At 48.1% G+C, this 19,738-nt stretch carries 17 protein-coding genes and 1 pseudogene; 3 read left to right on the top strand and 15 right to left on the bottom strand.

Going from position 1 to position 19,738, the window contains the following annotated elements:
• Window positions 1-16 precede the first annotated feature (16 nt).
• The 9 genes from ptsG to BMW94_RS07445 all read right to left on the bottom strand — a co-directional run bounded on the left by ptsG (window position 17) and on the right by BMW94_RS07445 (window position 11,565).
• Complete coding sequence (gene ptsG, locus BMW94_RS07485) at window positions 17-2,074, bottom strand: glucose-specific PTS transporter subunit IIBC (protein WP_090996505.1); 2,058 nt, start codon at window positions 2,072-2,074, stop codon at window positions 17-19.
• 288 nt (window positions 2,075-2,362) lie between these two features.
• Window positions 2,363-3,217, bottom strand: a complete 855-nt coding sequence (locus BMW94_RS07480) for a glucose PTS transporter transcription antiterminator GlcT (protein WP_090996502.1) — start codon at window positions 3,215-3,217, stop codon at window positions 2,363-2,365.
• Between the two features lie 166 nt (window positions 3,218-3,383).
• A complete protein-coding gene (locus tag BMW94_RS07475; protein WP_090996499.1) occupies window positions 3,384-4,937 on the bottom strand; it encodes a flotillin family protein in 1,554 nt (517 codons plus the stop codon).
• Window positions 4,938-4,995: 58 nt separating this feature from the next.
• Window positions 4,996-5,532: an NfeD family membrane protein gene (locus BMW94_RS07470; RefSeq protein ID WP_090996496.1), complete on the bottom strand. Its 537-nt coding sequence runs from the start codon at window positions 5,530-5,532 to the stop codon at window positions 4,996-4,998.
• A 252-nt stretch (window positions 5,533-5,784) separates the two neighbouring features.
• Window positions 5,785-6,948, bottom strand: coding sequence for an iron-containing alcohol dehydrogenase (locus BMW94_RS07465; RefSeq protein ID WP_090996494.1), 1,164 nt, complete (start codon window positions 6,946-6,948; stop codon window positions 5,785-5,787).
• 93 nt (window positions 6,949-7,041) lie between these two features.
• Window positions 7,042-7,629: an MSMEG_1061 family FMN-dependent PPOX-type flavoprotein gene (locus BMW94_RS07460; protein WP_090996491.1), complete on the bottom strand. Its 588-nt coding sequence runs from the start codon at window positions 7,627-7,629 to the stop codon at window positions 7,042-7,044.
• A gap of 149 nt (window positions 7,630-7,778) precedes the next feature.
• On the bottom strand, window positions 7,779-9,377 hold the full coding sequence (locus BMW94_RS07455) for a UDP-glucose--hexose-1-phosphate uridylyltransferase (protein WP_090996488.1): 1,599 nt from the start codon (window positions 9,375-9,377) through the stop codon (window positions 7,779-7,781).
• Between the two features lie 15 nt (window positions 9,378-9,392).
• Entirely contained in the window at window positions 9,393-10,382 is a 990-nt protein-coding gene (galE, locus tag BMW94_RS07450; protein ID WP_090996485.1) for a UDP-glucose 4-epimerase GalE, read from the bottom strand.
• A 1-nt stretch (window position 10,383) separates the two neighbouring features.
• Entirely contained in the window at window positions 10,384-11,565 is a 1,182-nt protein-coding gene (locus tag BMW94_RS07445; RefSeq protein WP_090996483.1) for a galactokinase, read from the bottom strand.
• Window positions 11,566-11,748: 183 nt separating this feature from the next.
• Between BMW94_RS07445 and BMW94_RS07440 the strand changes: the two genes are divergently transcribed.
• Entirely contained in the window at window positions 11,749-12,693 is a 945-nt protein-coding gene (locus tag BMW94_RS07440; protein WP_254790180.1) for an AraC family transcriptional regulator, read from the top strand.
• Between the two features lie 105 nt (window positions 12,694-12,798).
• Here BMW94_RS07440 and mgrA read toward each other — a convergent pair whose 3' ends face one another.
• From mgrA to BMW94_RS07410, 6 genes are all read right to left on the bottom strand, one after another.
• Window positions 12,799-13,806, bottom strand: coding sequence for an L-glyceraldehyde 3-phosphate reductase (gene mgrA, locus BMW94_RS07435; protein ID WP_090996479.1), 1,008 nt, complete (start codon window positions 13,804-13,806; stop codon window positions 12,799-12,801).
• A gap of 88 nt (window positions 13,807-13,894) precedes the next feature.
• Window positions 13,895-14,635, bottom strand: coding sequence for an NAD-dependent protein deacylase (locus BMW94_RS07430; RefSeq protein WP_090996476.1), 741 nt, complete (start codon window positions 14,633-14,635; stop codon window positions 13,895-13,897).
• A 21-nt stretch (window positions 14,636-14,656) separates the two neighbouring features.
• Entirely contained in the window at window positions 14,657-15,442 is a 786-nt protein-coding gene (locus BMW94_RS07425; RefSeq protein ID WP_090996473.1) for an HAD family hydrolase, read from the bottom strand.
• A gap of 61 nt (window positions 15,443-15,503) precedes the next feature.
• A complete protein-coding gene (locus BMW94_RS07420) occupies window positions 15,504-16,268 on the bottom strand; it encodes an alpha/beta fold hydrolase (RefSeq protein WP_090996470.1) in 765 nt (254 codons plus the stop codon).
• A gap of 90 nt (window positions 16,269-16,358) precedes the next feature.
• Window positions 16,359-17,024, bottom strand: coding sequence for a bifunctional 2-keto-4-hydroxyglutarate aldolase/2-keto-3-deoxy-6-phosphogluconate aldolase (locus BMW94_RS07415; protein WP_063566860.1), 666 nt, complete (start codon window positions 17,022-17,024; stop codon window positions 16,359-16,361).
• 85 nt (window positions 17,025-17,109) lie between these two features.
• Window positions 17,110-18,075, bottom strand: a complete 966-nt coding sequence (locus tag BMW94_RS07410) for a sugar kinase (protein ID WP_090996467.1) — start codon at window positions 18,073-18,075, stop codon at window positions 17,110-17,112.
• 221 nt (window positions 18,076-18,296) lie between these two features.
• On the opposite strand from BMW94_RS07410, the gene BMW94_RS07405 reads away from it, so the two are divergent.
• Entirely contained in the window at window positions 18,297-19,349 is a 1,053-nt protein-coding gene (locus BMW94_RS07405; RefSeq protein WP_090996461.1) for an acyltransferase family protein, read from the top strand.
• 112 nt (window positions 19,350-19,461) lie between these two features.
• A pseudogene (locus BMW94_RS07400) lies at window positions 19,462-19,710 on the top strand (KGG domain-containing protein); the annotation flags it as partial.
• Window positions 19,711-19,738 lie beyond the last annotated feature (28 nt).

Raw genomic sequence — 19,738 nt, 5'->3', positions numbered from 1 at the left:
ATCGTCGTAACACTTCTTATTTTATCTCAATAATCGGCTGATCGCCAATTTTCAGTAACCCACTTTTCGTTAGCGTTACTGTCGAGCCTTCTGGCAGGTTGGTGAAAATGACCGGAGAGATGATCGACGGAGCATTAGCTTTCACATACTCCAGATCCACTTCCATAATCGGCTGTCCTGCCGATACCAGGTCGCCTTCCTGCACAAGCACGTTAAAGCCCTGACCTTTCAGCTTCACCGTGTTGACACCTATATGAACAAGCACTTCCTTGCCTCCGTCAGACATAATGCCCACGGCATGTTTGCTTGGAAATACGTTAAACACCTTACCATATACAGGAGAAGTAATCTTGCCATCATGAGGCAGAACAGCAAAGCCATCGCCTGTCATTTTCTCAGCAAAGACCGGATCAGGAACGTTTGTGATGTCCATCAGTTCACCATTCACTGGCATAACGATGTCTTCCGCAATAATCCGTTCGCCTTCTTCACCTTGCGCCTTTTCCTGTTCAGGAGTTGGCTTAGCCACAGCTGCTGGAGATGGTGCCGGTGTCCGTCCTGCAATGATATCCTGCATTTGAGATTTAATCGTATCTGAACGTGTACCGAAGATGGCCTGTACATTATTACCCACTTCAAGTACGCCAGATGCACCCAATTGTTTCAAACGATCTTTATTTACACTGGATTTCTCATTTACTTCAATCCGCAAACGAGTAATGCAGGCATCCAGATGTTTGATATTTTCTTGTCCGCCGAATGCAGCAAGAATGTTGTGAGGCAGATCATCCGTTGAACCTGAGCCTCCACCGCCCGAAGCAGTTTCAGGTGTTGCCTCTTCGCGTCCTGGTGTTTTGAGGTTGAATTTGCGAATGATCAATCGGAATCCGAAATAGTAGATCACTGCAAGAATCAAACCTACGATGATAACATCCCACCACGGCGTGCGGTTCGGGATAATTCCGAAGATCAGGAAGTCAATAAATCCACCGGAGAATGTCATCCCAATTTTGACTCCAAGAATCTGCATCGTCATGAAAGACAAACCTGCAAAGATACAGTGTACTGCAAAAAGGATTGGCGCTACAAACAGGAATGAGAACTCCAGTGGTTCTGTAATCCCTGTGAGGAACGAAGTCAGCGCAGCTGATCCCATGATCCCTGCAACATACTTTTTGTGCTCCGGTCTTGCTTCATGGTACATCGCAAGCGCCGCAGCTGGCAAACCGAACATCATGAACGGGAATTTACCAACTTGGAACGTTCCCGCTGTAAGGTTCACACCATCACGCAGTTGATTGAAGAAGATTTGCTGGTCTCCACGAATGACATCTCCAGCTTTGTTCACATATTCACCGAACTCAAACCAGAATGGTGAATAGAAAATGTGATGCAGACCGAACGGAATAAGTGACCGTTCTACCACTCCGAAAATGAACGCCGACAATGTCGGACTTGTATCTACCATGAAGTGAGATACAGCATTCAGCCCATTTTGAATCGGAGGCCAGATGATTACCAGAAGCAACCCGATTAAGAGGGAAACGACTGAAGTGATAATGGGGACAAAGCGTTTACCTGCAAAGAAACCAAGGTAAGACGGCAGTTCGATTTTGAAAAATCGATTGTAACATAGCGCGGCGGTAATACCTATGATAATACCTCCGAACACGCCAGTACTCAATGTAGGGATACCCAAGATGCTGGCATAACCGGGTACTTCACCGATCATGGCCGGCGTAACACCAACAGCCGTACCCAAAGTCACATTCATGACCAGGTAACCGATGATGGCCGCAAGACCTGCGACACCTTCGCCTCCGGCCAGCCCGACGGCTACACCGACAGCGAATAGTAATGCCAGATTATCAAATACGATCTGACCCGCATTCATCATAATCGTCGCGATCGAGCTTACCCATGGGGTATCTAGCGCTGTAGCATATTGCAGAAAATCCGGATTTACAAGCATGTTACCGATCCCGAGCAACAAACCTGCTGCTGGAAGAATCGCTACGGGCAACATGAGAGCTTTACCTACTCTTTGCAATACACCAAAAAGCTTTTTAAACATTGCGTCGTATCCACCCTTTCTTTTAAATTTTTATGTTGTGAAGCAAGCAAGGGAAAACAAAAAAGGCACGAGTTAACAAAGCAAATTGGTCCAACCTTCGGGTATAGCATACCCGGTATAAGGTAAGAACAATCACGCTCTAGATAACTCATGCCTGATCGAATCAGTAACACGTCGTTTGTGTTTATTCAGTTGCTTGATTACGGAGACCATTGTAGCACCACTTCAAAAACGATGCAAGCCTTTACACGAAATTTCTCAAATCAGTATTCCACTTGTGGAAAAATTTCACTTGTTCTCTTCTTCTTTCCTTTGATTCAAACGCTGTAAATGAATGGTCAGATACCCTACTTCAGCAGGATATACAGGAAGATTCAACCTTTTTTCCATCACCTTCGTTAGCTTCCATGCAAGCGAGTACATTTCAGGATATTCCAACTTCAACAGGGAATCCAACTTGTGGATTTCTTCCACTTTGTCTCCCCGACGGACACGCTCTAAGGCAAACCGAAGATGAGTCAGTAACCGGGAATAATCCAGTGACTCGTTCTCAAACGAATAATCCAGTTGGGTGGACACCAGGCTCACCAGATCGGTAATCAATTGCGAATGCTCGCGAACTTGGGAAATATTTTGGTTGGTCATGGCACTGTAGATGTGGAGCGCTATAAAACCGATTTCATCCATTCCCAGATCTACGCCCAGTTTTTCTTTAATCAAGCGAACCGCATATTCACCCATGCGATATTCATCAGGATAAATTTCACGGGTCTCATATAGAAACGGATTCTGGATGACAATCCCTTGTTCTTTCCGTTTCAGTGCAAAAGAAATATGATCGGTTAGTGCGATATGAATATGTTCGTTTAAAGGAACGTCCGTACGTTCTGCAATATACGTAATGACTTCGTTAATAATTTCGATCAATGCTTCATCCACTTGTGGAAGAAGCTGTTTATACTGCTCCTGCTCCTGCTGGTTTCTCAAAATGAACATCTTCTCCACAGCCATCAGTGGAATAATGTCATTCGTTTTCCGATTGAAGCCGATGCCTTTACCAATCACGACAACTTCTCCATGTTCAGGATGCTGTGCAATAATTACATTATTATTTAGAGCTTTGGCTACTTGCAGGCTACTCAATGTTTGCACCTCTTTTTTCACACCATCTTAGGTGTGATTCAGTCACACCCTAGTAAGAACGCAAAGACATCCGGGAGCGGGCAAACCGCGCCGGACGTCTCGCTTAAAAAGTAACAAAAATTCGCCTTAAGGTCAATAGAGCATGAGTGCTTTATAATTCGTTGTCTTACTCGTCAACTCCAGCTTTTTCCACAATCCTATCGATTATAGAGGGAGTCGTTACAGGTTCACTCTGTTGAATAGCAACCGGTACAGCTGTCTTAGGCTTGGTGAGACCTTTAATTAACTGCTCCACATCAATGCCGGAGACACTTTTGAGCATCTCGGGAGCCGTCGCCATGAGCTCTGTTACATAATTGCTTACACGAGTGGCGCCTTCCCCCTTCCCTGTGTCCACAACGGTCAGCTTATCAATCGCAGAGATCGGCTCCGCAATTTTACCAGCAAGTTCAGGCAGCATTTTGACGATGATATCGAGCACTGCTGCTTCGCCGAACTTCTGGAACGCCTCGGCCAGCTTTTCCTTCGCTTCTGCTTCTGCAAGTCCTCTCAGACGAATAACCTCTGAATCCGCTGTACCTTTAGCGAGTTCTGCATCCGCCATAGCTTGCCCTTCAAGACGCTTCTGCTCCGCAGTAGCTTTCGCATGCGTTTCAATGGAGTACTGTACTGCATCGGCTTCACGCATTCTTTTGGCTTTATCCGCTTCGGCAGCCTGCTCCACCGCATAACGATCGGCTTCCGCCTTTTTCTTCACTTCAGCATCATACTGCTTCTCACGTACGATTATTTCTTTCTCTTGCAGATCGATCTCACGTTCTTTACGAACGAGTTCAACCTTCATCTCTTCTTCCACCACGGTTTGTCTCGCACGCGCTTCGTGGATATGATACGCCTGATCCGCTTCCGCTTTAGCAGTATCCTGATCCCGCTTAAACGTCGCTACTTTCAGTTCCTTCTCTTTTGCGGCTTCAGCGATATTCGTATCACGCAGCAACTCGGCTTTTTGCCCCTGCTCTTCCGCATTGGCCTTCTGAATACGCGCATCCCGCATCGCTTCCGCTTCCGCAATTTCAGCATCCCGCTTAACGGCTGCTATTCTTGGCTTACCTAGAGCATCCAGATAGCCTTGTTTGTCACGAACATCTTTGATGGTAAAAGAAACAATCTGCAGTCCCATTTTTTTCAGATCCCTGGCAGCTACACCTTGAACCTCTTGCGCGAAGCGATCACGGTTACGGTATACTTCTTCCACCGTCATCGTTCCGAGGATGGCCCGCAAATGCCCTTCCAGAACTTCCTGTGCTTCGCCTCTTAACGATTCTACCGGCTTACCGATAAATTGCTCGGCTGCAGTAGCCACGTCTTCTATTGAGCTTCCAACCTTGATAATGGCGACACCATCGGCAATGACCGGTACGCCCTGTTCCGTGTATACTTCCGGTGTGGAAACGTCCAGCTTATGGGACAACAGCGAGATAAACTCCGACTGCTGGAACACTGGCAAAATAAATGCGCCGCCTCCACGAACAATTTTAATCTTACGACCGGAGTCATCGTCGGAAATGTTTTTGCTTCCAAGGAATGAACCCGTAACGATCATAGCTTCATCCGGTCCAACCGTTTTGTACCTTGCCCAGAACGCCAAACCAAGAATCAGAATAATACCTACCACAACTGCAGGAATCAACAATACATCCCAATCCAAATTCAAATCCATTCCACATCTCTCCCCTTATTCATTCATGAGTGCTTACACCGCTAACGGTTAAACTTCCTTAAACATCTTTAAGTACATCTTCATCCCATTCCGATACACGCAGTACACCTTCGGTTACATCCACAACTACAACACGCGCTCCCGCCGCAATGGGACGATGTTCAAAGCTGGATGCCGTGTGCACCGTATTACCGGCAGCAATCTTGATCATGACTTCACCAAAACCTTTTTCCGGTACCGGAATGGTAATTTCACCAATTTTCCCGGATAGCTCTTTCATGGAAAACGCAATGGAAACGTCACTGTTACGCATCGGCTTGATATATGCAAAGAATACCAGCATGGATGCAGCAATACCTATAAGCAGGGAAAGTATCAATGCCGAACTGGCACTTAACGAGCTATAACGTGTCAGCATAATACCGGCTCCGCCAAAGGTTGTTACGGAACCGGCCAGCACAACAGGTTTGAAAAAATCAAGGCCTGGCAATTCAAAGGCCCCGTCCAGCAAGCCATCAATCAAGTCACCTAACACAAGGCTAACGACTGCAAATATGGCTCCTCCGATTAGACACCCCCAATAGATTGACTCCATTCCCCGTTCCTCCTCTCTTCTGCCGCAATTCCATCCAACTGGGCATTCCTCATGTAAATAAATACGTAGCAACCCACTGTTATGTTTCAAAATCTTTCCTCATTTGGTTTCCAGACCCGATAATGGTTATTCTCATCGGAATATCGTCCAGTTCCTGGAACATTCTCCAACTCGCTCTTGTTCACAACAAAAAACCGCACCTCTCCGTTAAAGGAGACGTGCGGTTCCAGAACACATTGCTGTGTTTTATTTTTAGAGAGAAGCCTTGTAGATGGTTACAACATCTTCACGTTGCAATTTTTTGAAGTTACCAAATGGACCGAAGAGCATGGCTTTGTCAGCCATAACTTCGATTTGGCTGTCATCGATATCATAATCTGCCAAACGGTTAGGCGCACCAATGGATGTCCAGAATTTGCTCAACGCTTCGATGCCTTCTTCAGCAATCTGTTTGTCCGATTTACCTTCAGGTTTAACTTCAAATACATTGATGGCCAGACGTTTGAAACGATCCACATTGACGTCCACATTATGCTTCATCCAATGCGGGAACAGAATTGCGAGTCCTCCGCCATGCGGAATATCATACACTGCGGATACCGCGTGTTCGATATTGTGAGTAGCCCAGTCACCAGCGAGACCCATGTTCAGTACGCCGTTCAATGCCATCGTTCCGCAGTACAGAATCGTTTCACGCAGTTCATAGTTCTCCAGATCTTCAACCAGACGAGGGGCTGCATCCATAACCGTGCGCAGAATCGTCTCACAGAAGCCGAGCTGAACCGGTGTGTTAGCATCCAGATGGAAGTAATGCTCCAGTACGTGGGACATCATATCCACCATGCCATAAACCGTTTGGTCCAGAGGAACGGTATATGTATTTACCGGATCAAGGATCGAGAACGCAGGGAACGAATACGCGCTGCCCCAGCCCAATTTCTCCTGTGTATCCTGATTCGTGATAACTGATCCGGAGTTCATTTCCGAGCCAGTTGCAGCCATTGTCAGCACGGTTCCCAGTGGAAGAGCATCCTGTGCAACGGCTTTACGCTGGGCAAAATCCCACATGTCACCATCATACTTGGCACCTACAGCAATCGCTTTGGCACAGTCCAGTACACTGCCGCCGCCTACAGCGAGGACCAGGTCAATGTTGTTCGTTTTGCAGAGGTCTACCCCTTTATGCACCGTCGAAAGACGTGGGTTCGGTTCTACACCAGCCAGTTCCGTAACTTCAGCTCCAACTTCCTTCAGCAAACCGATCACCTGATCGTACAAACCGCTGCGTTTGATACTGCCGCCACCATATACAAGCAGAACCCGCTTGCCGTATTTCGGTAATTCGGTTTTCAGTGCTTCCAGCTGACCTTTACCGAAAATCAATCGGGTTGGATTATAAAATTGAAAAGATCTCATATCTATTGTCGCCTCCAATGGAGTTTAGAATTTTTAGTGCAACTCCAATTATAGTACCCCGTTTATAGAAAAACAAATCCATAGTCACTCACTTTATAACAACCCGTTAATCTGCAAATGGGCTCTAAACATCTCGCTCGTTGAAGGCAAATCTTCAGCATCCACCCATGTTTCTGAGGCCCATAATCCAGCCTGTTTGAATGCCCGTGGACAATGGATAAAGCACTCTTCCACATCCACAATGACAGCCGCACCAATCGTTTTACCAGTCCAGCCCATACTCGCGATAAATTCTTCATCCTTGGTAATGGACGCTGTACCATTAATGCGCAGCACTTCATTCAGACCCGGAATCAAAAAGAGCATGCCAATACCAGGGTTAGACAAAATGTTCAACAAGGAGTCTATCCGCCGATTGCCTGGGCGTTCAGGATAGACGAGCCGGTATGTATCATATACTTTTACGAATCCCGCTCCATCGCCCCGTGGTGACACATCACTTTTCCCATCACGATCGGAGGTGGAGAGGAAAAATAATGGTGACATGGATAGAAAGTTCTGAACATGTGAATCCACAAATGAGATTGCCTTGTTACGCACATGTTCATGCGGTTCACCCACCATGCCTTGCAGTTCCTCAGCATCTGTGATCAACGGAATATCCAATGCCTTCTTTTCCATATTATTAACCCCATTTCCTCAATTCATTGTGGTACTCTAGGACTTCCCTCTATTATAACTGGCTCGGTAGTTCATTCCAATGCACACAAATGTCAAGAACGACAAGAACACCCGCTCATGATTGGGCGGGTGTTTTGGTTAGTTGACTACTATTCGGTGTATCCCATGCTGCTTACAAAACGACGGAAGGCTTGACGTCCTGCCTCATCATATTTGTATACACCTGCATGCTCCAGAATCTCGGCGAATTTCAAGCCGACTTCCTGTTGCACAAGCGCAACAGCTTGCTCCTTGTTCAGGTTGGGACCGAAACGTTCGATCAGTTCTTCTGCCCAGCCCAGATGTTTGTTCAACACATGTTCGGAAGCTTTGGCCGCCTCAGCAAGTTTGGTATCCCCAGCAAGAATATCCGCGATGCTGTCCAGCTCTTCTTTCAAACGACCTGGCAGAATTGCAAGCCCCATCACTTCGATGAGTCCAATGTTCTCTTTTTTCAAATGATGCATTTCACGATGCGGATGGAAAATCCCTTCGGGATGTTCATCATTCGTACGATTGTTCCGCAGAACGAGGTCCATCTCATATCCTCCGTCTGCACTGCGACGAACGATTGGAGTCACTGTATTGTGTGGAATCTGTTCTCCATCAACCTCACTGAAGGCCTCGATCTCCACCGTAGAATCACTGTATACCTTCCACGCTTCATATACTGCGTTACCCGCTTCAAGCAGCTGTGCAGGATCGTGTGAGGCCAGCCGCAGTACGGACATTGGCCATTTCACAAGACTGAGCGTAAGTCCCGGTGAACCAGCGTGGCGGAATACCGCCTCTGGCTGTGCATTTTGAATGGCGAATGTATGACGTCCGCCCTGGAAATGGTCATGTGTCAGGATAGAACCACCCACGATCGGCAGATCCGCGTTAGATCCGATAAAGTAATGCGGATACTCCCCCACAAAAGCCAGCAGCCTGCGAAGCGTGTCCTTGGTCAATTTCATCGGCACATGATCGTGATGGAAAATAATGCAGTGCTCGTTGTAGTACACATATGGCGAGTATTGGAAGAACCAAGGTTCGCCGTTCAATTCCAAAGGAATGACACGGAGGTTTTGACGGGCCGGGTGGTTGACCCGACCAGCATAGCCCACATTTTCACGACAGAGTTGGCATTTCGGATATACCGGAGGCGGAAGCAGCTTGGCCATCGCAATTTCCTTCGGACTTTTCTCCGGCTTGGAGAGGTTGATCGTAATCTCCATGTCTCCATAAGCTGTATCCTGTGTCCAATACACATTCTTGGAAATGCGGTCCATCCGAATGTAGTTGGAATGAATCGAAAGCTCATAAAATTGGGATGTAGCCGCCTCAATGCCTTCGGTCTGCTCCGTATGACGGAATGCGCGCACCACCTCGGAAGGACGGGCCATCAATTGACCCATAATTTTCGCATCGAGCAAATCACGGTACGTGTCGGTATTTTCAGGTATAAGTCCAATTTCGAATCCATAATCAATCAGCGTATCCAGCAATGGTTGGGGGCCATCCAACACCGTCTCGTTCAATACTCCAGCATACGGCTCCGAGAATCCGAACTGTTCCAACAGCAAATTACGGCTGTAATCCCGATCCGCTTCTTCAATCAGCTTGTTCTGCAAGGCAAATGCTACCAGACGTTCAATGGCATGCAGTGCTTCCTGCTGCTCCGGTGTCCGTTCTGTGGCACCTGCTGCAAGTTGAGTCTGTGACATATTGATGTTCGCCTCCTAGTTTTTTCCGTAGCCGTCAGGGTGAGACTGATGCCAGCTCCATGCGCTTTGAATGACATCTTCGAGATTCGTCCATTTCGGATTCCAGCCCAGTACGGATCTTGCTTTGGCAGATGAAGCCACCAGTACAGCCGGATCACCCGCACGACGTGGTTCCTGTACAACCGGGATATCCAGGCCAGTCACTTTTTTAGCTGTTTCAATAACCTGTTTAACAGAGAATCCTGTGCCGTTACCCAGGTTGAACACGTTGCTGTTCTCACCTTTGCGAAGATAATCTACTGCACGCAGATGTGCATCAGCCAAGTCGCTCACGTGGATGTAATCACGTACACAGGTTCCATCTTCTGTTGCATAGTCGTCACCAAACACGGCGATGTGTGGACGTTGTTTCAGCGCTGTTTGCAGTACGAGTGGAATGAGATGGCTCTCAGGCTGGTGATCTTCACCAATTTTGCCGCTCTCATGGGCTCCGGCTGCATTAAAGTACCGCAGGGAGACGTATTTGATTTCCTGTACTTTATCGAACCAGGACATCATGCGTTCCATCATCAGCTTGGTTTCACCATATACATTCGTAGGCTCTGTGCGGTCACTCTCTTCAATTGGCACTTTCTCCGGCTCGCCGTAAGTGGCAGCTGTGGAGGAAAAGACAATGCGACGTACGTTCGCTGCATTCATCGCTTCCAGCAGGCACAATGTGCCAAATACGTTGTTATCATAGTATTTAACGGGATCTTTCATGCTCTCGCCAACCAGTGAGTTAGCTGCAAAGTGGATGACTGCATCAATGGAGTTCTCAGCGAACAGCTTCGCCAGAAGTTCCTTGTCACGAAGATCACCTTCATACAATTTTCCGCCCAGCAAAGCTTCACGATGCCCTGTCTGCAAGTTATCCAGTACAACGACCTCTTCGCCACGCTCCAACAAAGCCGCTACCGTATGAGAACCAATATATCCTGCTCCACCTGTCACCAAAATCGCCATCTTACTTCGCCTCCTTCAATTCTTTAACGCCATCGCCTACTCCGCATACATAGAACTCGCCTTTGAGACTGGTACGTGCTTCATATGCCGCTCCAACTTCGCTTACAAAAAGCTCTACATCGTCCTCATGCACAAGGGATACCGTACATCCACCGAATCCTGCTCCGGTCATGCGTGCACCCAGAGTGCCTGGAATCCGTTGAGCTTCTTCAACCATTACGTCCAGCTCTTCGCAGCTCACTTCATATAGATAACGAAGGGATTCATGAGAAGCATTCATCAGCTTGCCGAAGGTTTCCAGATCGTTATCACGCAGTGCATCCACTGATGCAAGTACACGTGCATTCTCTTCCACGACGTGCTGAGCACGCTGTCTAACCTTCTCATCCTTGATGTGATCCTGCATTGTGATGAACTGTTCAGGTGTAAGTTGCGCCAGATAGTTCAGCGAAGGCAGTTGTTCTTTTAAAATGGCAAGTGCCTGCTCACATTGGGAGCGACGTTCGTTATAAGCCGAGTCCACCAACCCCCGACGTTTGTTCGTGTTACCAATGACCAGCTTGTAGGCGCCGGTACGGAAAGGTACTTTTTCATATTCAAGAGTGTCACACATGAGCAGGATCGCATGATCCTCTGCTCCATTGGCTACAGCGAACTGATCCATGATGCCGCAGTTGACGCCGACGAATTCGTTCTCTGCCTTTTGGGACAGCAGCGCCAGTTGAACTGTATCAATGTCCTTCACACCTTCAAGCGACTGGATGGCAAACCCGGTAAGAACCTCCAGCGATGCGGAAGAGGAAAGTCCTGCGCCGTTCGGAATTTCTCCATGATAGAGGAAGTCATAACCTTTGGTTACTTTTACGCCTTTGCCTTGCAGTTCAACCATGACGCCTACCGGGTAATCCGTCCATTCCCCTGTTTTCTCCTTGCCAATCGAGGACGTATCCAGCGTTCCTTCATAGGACATATTGGTGGAAGCCAACTGCAACTTGTTGTCCCCACGCTCACGGATAATCAAAGTGGTACCGAATTCAAGTGCTGCCGGAAGCACGTATCCACCGTTATAGTCAATGTGCTCACCGATCAGATTCACCCGCCCAGGGGCATGGAACACACGGATGTCCGCTCCACTCTCTCCGTACTTGTCAATAAACTTTTGTTTCAATTCATTTATGTTCATTGCTGCTGCACCCCATCTCAATGTTGTTGGTTTTCTTAATGTTATTATACAAGAAGGCGGTTCCTCTTGAAATGCAACCATGTGTGTTCCATATGGATAAATGTGACCTTTCGACGTATAATGAATGGAACATCCAGGAAGGAAAGGAATGTCATCATGACTGAACAACGTAAGGAAGGTCCAATGGGGGACTCGGGGGATCCGATAAAACAGATTCCGGAAACCTCTGGCAAAAGCGGAGCTCTCAGCTACTCGGTAGCCTCCAACCCTGTTTATTACGAAAAAGGAGCATTGCATGTCCTCTTTGCAGGGGCAAGCGAGACCCTTCCCGGTCACGCCCTTGGCCCGAAGCTATACGATTATTATCTATTGCATTATGTAGAAAAAGGAGCCGGTACGTTCCGTACTGAACTACATACCTACGAACTATCCGCAGGAGATTGTTTCCTTATTCAACCAGGGCAGCTTGTAAGCTACCAATCCCATGCCCGGAATCCCTGGCAATACCGCTGGATGGCCTTTAACGGCAGCCAGACTGCCAAGCATATAGAGGAAGCAGGTTTCCGTCCGGAAAAACCCGTCTTTCATGCCGGTCCTTCCTGCGGTATTTCCGATTGGTTATCCGTGATGCAGACGGCTTTTGCCGAGCGAAAAGAAAGCTCTCATTTTACATCGCTGGGTACGTTATATATGATTCTAGCCGAGGCACAAAATCACCTTTCTCAGGGGCAAACCTTAGTACCAGGTGAATCTTCCATACGACGAACTGTAAAACAGATGATTCAATACATGTCTACTCAATATGCCTACCCTGTCTCGATTGAGCAAATGTCGGCCAGTCTTGGCTATAACCGTGCTTACCTGTCCCGCATTTTCAAACAGGAAACCGGACTATCACCAGTTACCTACCTGCTTAAACTAAGGATCGATAAATCGCGCCAGCTGCTGCGGGAACGTCCGGATCTGTCCATTGAACAGGTATCGGCCTCCGTGGGGTTGCCAGATGCGCTGTATTTCTCCAAACAGTTCAAGCGATTCCATGGGGAAGCCCCTAGTCTGTATCGGGAGAACATTCTTAACAGGCCCTTGCATCAAGCGACACGCCAAGTACTACCCAAACAGCGATAACCCTTTAATCAAAAGCAGGATCTGCTCTCCCCGTAGGTCAGCATAAATAATTAGAGACCAAAAAGGTGCATCCCGCCATTATGGCTAAGATGCACCTTTTGAGCTTTATTTATGATCCGGTTCGGGACGAAGGATCGATTCAATGCGCTCCAATTCCTCTGAGGAGAATTCCAACTGGCTGAGAGCAGCCACATTCTCTTCAATCTGCGAAGGACGACTTGCACCAATCAGTGCAGATGTTACCTTGCCATCACGCAATACCCAAGCGAGCGCAAATTGGGCCAAACTCTGACCACGCGAGGCTGCAATCTGGTTCAGAGCACGCACTTTGCGCAATGTCTCTGGAGAGATGTTGTTTTCATTCAGGAATACAGACGGGCCCTTCGCACGTGAATCTTCAGGAATACCGTTCAGATATTTGTTGGTGAGCACGCCTTGTGCCAATGGACAAAAAGCGATACTGCCTGTTCCATAGTCATCAAGTACATCCTGCAATCCTTGCTCAATCCAACGATCCAACATGGAATATTTGGGTTGATGAATCAACAGAGGTGTACCCAGGCCTTTGAGAATCTCGGCCGCCTGCTTCGTCTGTTCTGCAGGATAGTTGGAGATGCCGACATACAATGCTTTGCCGGAACGAACAATATGGTCCAGCGCCATCATCGTTTCTTCCAGAGGTGTTTCGGGATCATAACGATGAGAATAAAAGATGTCTACGTAATCGAGACCCATGCGCTTCAAGCTCTGATTGAGACTGGAAACCAGGTTTTTACGAGAACCCCATTCACCGTAAGGTCCAGGCCACATATAGTACCCGGCTTTGGTGGAGATGACGAGTTCATCTCGATATGGCTTCAGATCCTGCGCCAATACCTGACCGAATAACTGCTCTGCCGAACCTGCCGGCGGACCATAATTGTTGGCAAGATCAAAATGCGTGATGCCCAGATCAAACGAACGGGTAATCATATTTCGGCCGTTCTCCGCATTATTAATGCCACCAAAATTATGCCATAACCCAAGTGAAATCGCTGGCAGTTTCAAACCTGAACGTCCAACGCGGTTGTATTTCATTGTTTCGTAGCGTGCATCGCTGGCTACGTAGACCATCATGAATCCCTTCTTTCCCCAGGTTCCGCCTCTAGTTCCCGGTCCGTATGCCGGAGAATGCGGTTATTCGGACAATGTCGACTTACGTTTAACCAATAAGCTGATCCACCTTATTCATTACCTCACCAATAGGGTCAGTAATCAGCAAATCAGCTCGCCTGTCGTAAGCTGTAGGTGTAGCGTTCAGCAAGACCGTGTGTTTCCCTTGAAAGTACGTAATCAATTGTGCGGCAGGATACACCGTTAGTGAAGTTCCACCAACCAGCAGCAAATCCGCCGAGGACAGTGCGTCAACCGAACGATATAATATCGTCTGGTCCAGTTCTTCTTCATACAGCACGACATCCGGCTTGATCACGCCACCACATGCAGTGCAACGAGGAACCTTCTCTTTTGCCGTAATAATGTCATCCAACCCATAAAACCTCTTGCAATCCCTACAAGCGTTTCGATGGATCGAACCATGAAGCTCCAGAACATTGCTGCTGCCAGCCTTCTGGTGCAACCCGTCAATATTTTGCGTGATAACCGCCTGAAGCTTTCCTTCCTGCTCCAATCTGGCGAGCAGTCGATGGCAGCCGTTGGGCATCGCATCGGGATGAAGCATTTTGCCTCGATAAAAATCATAAAAAATATCAGCATGCTGATCAAAAAAATGTCGGCTCAGCAGCTCTTCCGGTGGATAGGGTGAATGCTGCTCTGTCTGGTATAAGCCAGCGGCAGAGCGGAAGTCGGGAATCCCGCTTTCCGTTGAAGTTCCGGCCCCTCCGAAAAAAACAATATTTGAGCTTTCCTTAATCCAGGCAGCCAGTTGTTCTGTTGCGTTCATCCTCTCTCCTCCTTTATGAGATCACCCCTGTGAAGAATATTCAGAGATGATTTTTAACTCATCATAATTTTGGATAATGGCATCGGCGTCATGTAAATAGTGGCTTCCCTCGACTTCTGGACAGAAACCGATCCTATAGGACACCCCTGCGTTGCGTCCCATCTGCATATCCCCATTGCTGTCACCGATCACAACAGCCTCCTCAGGAAGAATATGTAATTCCCGGCAAGCCAGAACCGCAGCCTCTCCATCCGGTTTGCCCCGAGTCACCCGGTCACTGCCAACAATCGATGTAAAATACGACCGGATGCCCATCCACTCCATATGCTCCTCGGCAGCAGCTGTGCTGTCCGAAGTGACAACCGCCATGGGAATTGATGCTTCCTTGCAGCTCTGCAAAAATGCATTTAGCCCAGGCAGCGGTTCAGCCATTTTTCTCTGCCTTACCTCACCCATGGCGACACTGGAAAAACGGCGGATCGTAGTAATTGCTTCGTTCCACGGCATGCCTGCTGCATACAACTGCCCAGCAAGCAAACCGTTGCTCTCGTCCACCGTAGCAATAGCCAATGGCCCTTGAAGATCATATCCGATCAGATGACCTTCGCGATTGCGGACCGTACCGAGAACTTGCTCACGCTCCACCGTGAACGAAGCCCCAAGCTCTGACAGCTGTGATTCCAGCTGATTCAGCAAAGACTCCGCCCACGGCCCCCATAGCTGTAAGAAATCCAGCAGCGTACCATCCTTATCAAATAGAATGCCTCGGCACGTAACTTGCTTACCACGGATTTGAAGCATGGACATACGTATCACCTCCAGTTCCCGTCTACTGTGGGTTCGTTCCATTCACCATTGAAATTGCAGCTTACTTGATTGTATCCAGCCAGCCCACAGTCGTTTTTACCGTTTGAGCCAGTTGTTCCTCTTCACTGACTCCAGCTTCGCCGTCACCACTCTGGTGGCCATAGTCACCAAACTGCGAATGGTTACCACCTTCAATGGTGTAGTACACCGTATCTTCTGGCAGATATGCCCGACCATTCTGATACTTTGTTGCATTCACAACTTCGTCATTCGTACCCAAGATGGATAACGCGGGTATCCCCAGTGACTTCACACTGCCTTTTTCATCCGGATAGGATGCGAGGAAAAAGATGCCCTGAAGTGCATCTGGATGCGAGGCTGCATAACGAGCCGCCATCGAGCCACCAAGAGAATGACCTCCCATAACAAATGGTTCATCCGGATAGGCTTTAATAATATCATCTGCGAGATTCTGCTTGATTACCGCCAGATTAAAAGGCATTTTTGCAATAATGGTATGATGTCCTGCTGCCGCAAGTTCATGGGCAAGAGGTGCATAACTTTCCGGTTTAACCAATCCACCTGGATAAAAAATAACACTCACCCCAACAGATTTGTCCGGCACAAAATCAATCCAGTTGTCTTTTTCAGTTACAGTCACCTGATTAGCAGTTTCCATGGCTGTCTGAGCCATCTCCTGTGGTCCATAAGGCGTAAACAGCTTCCAGGCCACAAACCCACACCCAATGACAATGAGCGCCAGAAGAACGAGCAGGAATTTCCCGATGCCCCTCTTCTTGCGCCCTGTATTATATCGGTTTCTCAACGTTCATCACCTTTCTGCACTTCCGCAGGTGTCGCGGCTTGCAGAACGGGAGCCTTCATTCCTGAGGCTCCCCTTCTACATCATTCATCGCTATTCGGCCTTGGCCTTGCGGTAAGCATCCATATATTGTTCCGCTTTGCGGCGAACATGACTCAAGTCCCCCGTCTTCACTGCTTCTGCTGTAAGGTCCGAGCCAATCCCTACAGCAACAGCGCCTCCCTTAATCCAGTCACCCAGATTGGATAAGGAAACCCCGCCAGTCGGCATGAAATTCGCTTGTGGCATAGGTCCCTTCATCGTTTTGATGATGGACGGATCGTAGAGATTACCCGGGAACAACTTCACAATATCCACGCCAAGTTCCAATGCACGTTGTACATCCGCAATCGTCATCACCCCTGGCAGAATCGGAATCCGGTACAGATTGCAAATTTTCACAGTATCCGGGTTCAGGGAAGGACCCACAACAAACTCGGCCCCTGACATGATCGCGGCACGCGCTGTCTGGGGTTCAAGCACTGTTCCAGCTCCGATAATGGCAAATTTCTCTGGATCTTGTGTGTTCCAATGGTATACACGGCTTAATTTCTCGATGGCTTTGAGGGCACTAGGCACTGTCATCGTAATCTCGATAATCTTGATGCCACCCGCGATGGCTTGCTCGGCCATAGCGATAACCTGATCAGCAGAATCTGCACGCAGAACCGCTACAACCCCACTGTCCGTTATTTTTTGCAGCAGCTGAAGCTTCTTCATTTCATTCTCTCCCTTGTCAATGTGGTTGTGTATTACAAGCCTTACATTAATGAACGAAGATGAGACATTATGATATCAGCAGCGACTAGCGCTCAACATGAGCTACATTGTTCAGCTTGGCCTCGACCTGCTCCCACGTCGGGAGCGCCTCCCAATCGCCAACAGCCTGTATAACCATGGAACCGGTCAAATTCCCGAGGCGGGTCGCCTCCTGCGGAGAATATCCTTTAATAAGGCCGGACAAAAAGCCCGCACAGAATCCATCTCCTGCCCCAACCGTATCCAGGACATAATCTGCCTTGAAGTACGGAACTTCCGTTAGGGTACCATTCACCAATACGTAGGTCAAATCAGGGCCGCCCTTCACGATACAAACTGCATTCATGGCGGACAAACGCTCAAGTACTTTTTGATCATCTTCTTCGTTATACAGAAGTTTCATCTCGTCCAGACCCGGCAAGAAATAATCCGCCTGCTCAGCTAGACGAAGCAGAACAGGACGTGCTTCCTCAACTGACCACAGTTTAAGACGCAAATTCGGATCAAAACTCACTTTCACACCAGCCTGCTTGGCTATATGTATAGCAGCTTCAACAGTAGCAAGTCCCGACGCGCTTATTGCTGCGGTGATGCCTGTAACATGAAGGATCTGCGCACCCGCGATATATTCCGTGTCCAGGTCCTCAGGAGTAATCGCACTTGCAGCGGACAGCTTCCTATAATAATGCACCGAGGCTTTCCCGGAAGCGTTCTCACGAATCATCAAACCGGTGGGCTCCTTGTCGCTCATCCTTGCTCTGGATACATCTACACCTTCACCACGAATAGCCTTCATGATCATGTTACCGATCGGATCATTACCAAGACGGCCAAACCAGCCGCTGGTATGCCCAAGCCGGGATACACCAATCGCCAGATTACTCTCAGCGCCCCCAAATGATTTGTCCAATGTCGCGGCATATTCGAGACCTCTTGTATCCTTCGCCGTCAGCAAACCCATGCTTTCGCCAAACGTAACAATTTCAGGGCTTCGGCGGGTATTCGTCGACATGAATTCTCCCCTCCTTATATTTACAATTTCTCATCTTCTTTCCCCATTGTCAGCCTCTATGCAACCGTTGTCAATCCCGGAGCGTTCATTTTGTTGTCACAGCTTTGAGAAAGGATAGCGCTTTCTATTGTGAAATATATCACAATGAATGATGCACATCCATATTACCCTTATTACAGAACCAGATTGCAATCGCCAAGGGTTATCAGGGGGGCTACAACATGAACAAACCGACCATCAATCACGAAGATCAGGATTCCTTTTTTTACAACTTGCGCTTTATGCTCATTGTCTGTGTATTAGCGGGCAATGCTCTCGAACCAATCATTACGCGTTTTGCAGGAGCAGAGGCTCTGTTTCTGTGGATATATACATTTCACATGCCGCTGTTTGTATGGGTAACCGGCTACTTTGCCAGACATTCACTCAAAGGTACTTCTGGCCGTAATGTGCTTAAGCAGATTGCATTACAGTACCTTCTGTTTCAGTCCTTGTATGCAATAATGGATTTCACCGTATTCCACACACCGCATATGCGTTTGTCTTTCTTTGCACCTTATTTATTGCTCTGGTTTCTGGCAAGTCATTTCTGCTGGCGGCTGTTGCTTCGTCTTACACTCTCCTGGAAGCCGATCTACAGACTACTCTGTGCCGTGATGCTAGGTGTATGTGCTGGTTATTTACCCATTGACGGTTTCTGGCTGAGCTTCAGCCGAACGTTTGTGTTTCTTCCTTTCTTTGTTATGGGGTATGACTACGGAGCGTCCATCCGCTCCCGTTTACGATCCGGCTGGGGCCGTAGAATTGCTGCTACGTTGTCTGCTGCTCTTCTTGGATGGATCGGACTGGGCGGACTCAACATTGCATCGGGCTGGTTACTGGGTAGCATGACTTACGCAGAGCTTGGACACCATGAGTGGTTTGCAGGAATATATCGACTCGGAATCTATGCACTTGAAATCGGATCGGGAGCATTATTTCTCGCCTGGGTCCCTTCATTAACTTCCAGATTGACCGACCTGGGCCGACGTACTCTCTATGTGTTCCTTTTACATGGATTTCTCGTTCGCCTGGCGGTCTGGTCCGGGGTTTACAACGATATGGAGACCAGCTTGTACATTCCGGTGATTGTTTCCATAGCATTGCTGTTCGCTATAACACTGGCCCATCCAGCCGTCCGTCATGCCTTTCGACCTCTCATTGAGCCAGATATCTCTCGCGTTCACTTCAATCGTCAGGGGGTATTGAAACGCTCAGCATTCTGGTTCAGATGAACTGATATTATGCTCCTTTCCATTGAAATCGACTTGTTTCAGGCTGGAAATGTTGTGGTAAGTAGGAGTACGCGCTACAACAACCTACTTATAAAATAAGGAGTGATTTGTAATGGCACGTCCACAAACGTCTGAACACAAAATGAGTCGCGAGGAAGCGGGCAGATTAGGTGGCAAAGCCACATCCAAAAATCATGATCGGAGCTTCTACCAAATGATAGGTAAAAAAGGTGGAGAAGCGACTTCAGATGCGCACGATTCTGAATTTTATAAGGAAATTGGACGCAAGGGTGGAGAAGCGACTTCCGAAACACATCATAAAGATTTCTATCGGGAGATTGGCCGCAAAGGCGGGAGCAGTTAGCCGACCGCCATGGGCAGTGGTGAAA

This window comes from Paenibacillus sp. OK003, from assembly GCF_900109515.1.
Taxonomy (GTDB): Bacteria; Bacillota; Bacilli; order Paenibacillales; family Paenibacillaceae; genus Paenibacillus; species Paenibacillus marchantiae.
This window is presented reverse-complemented; position numbering and strand designations above follow the sequence as displayed.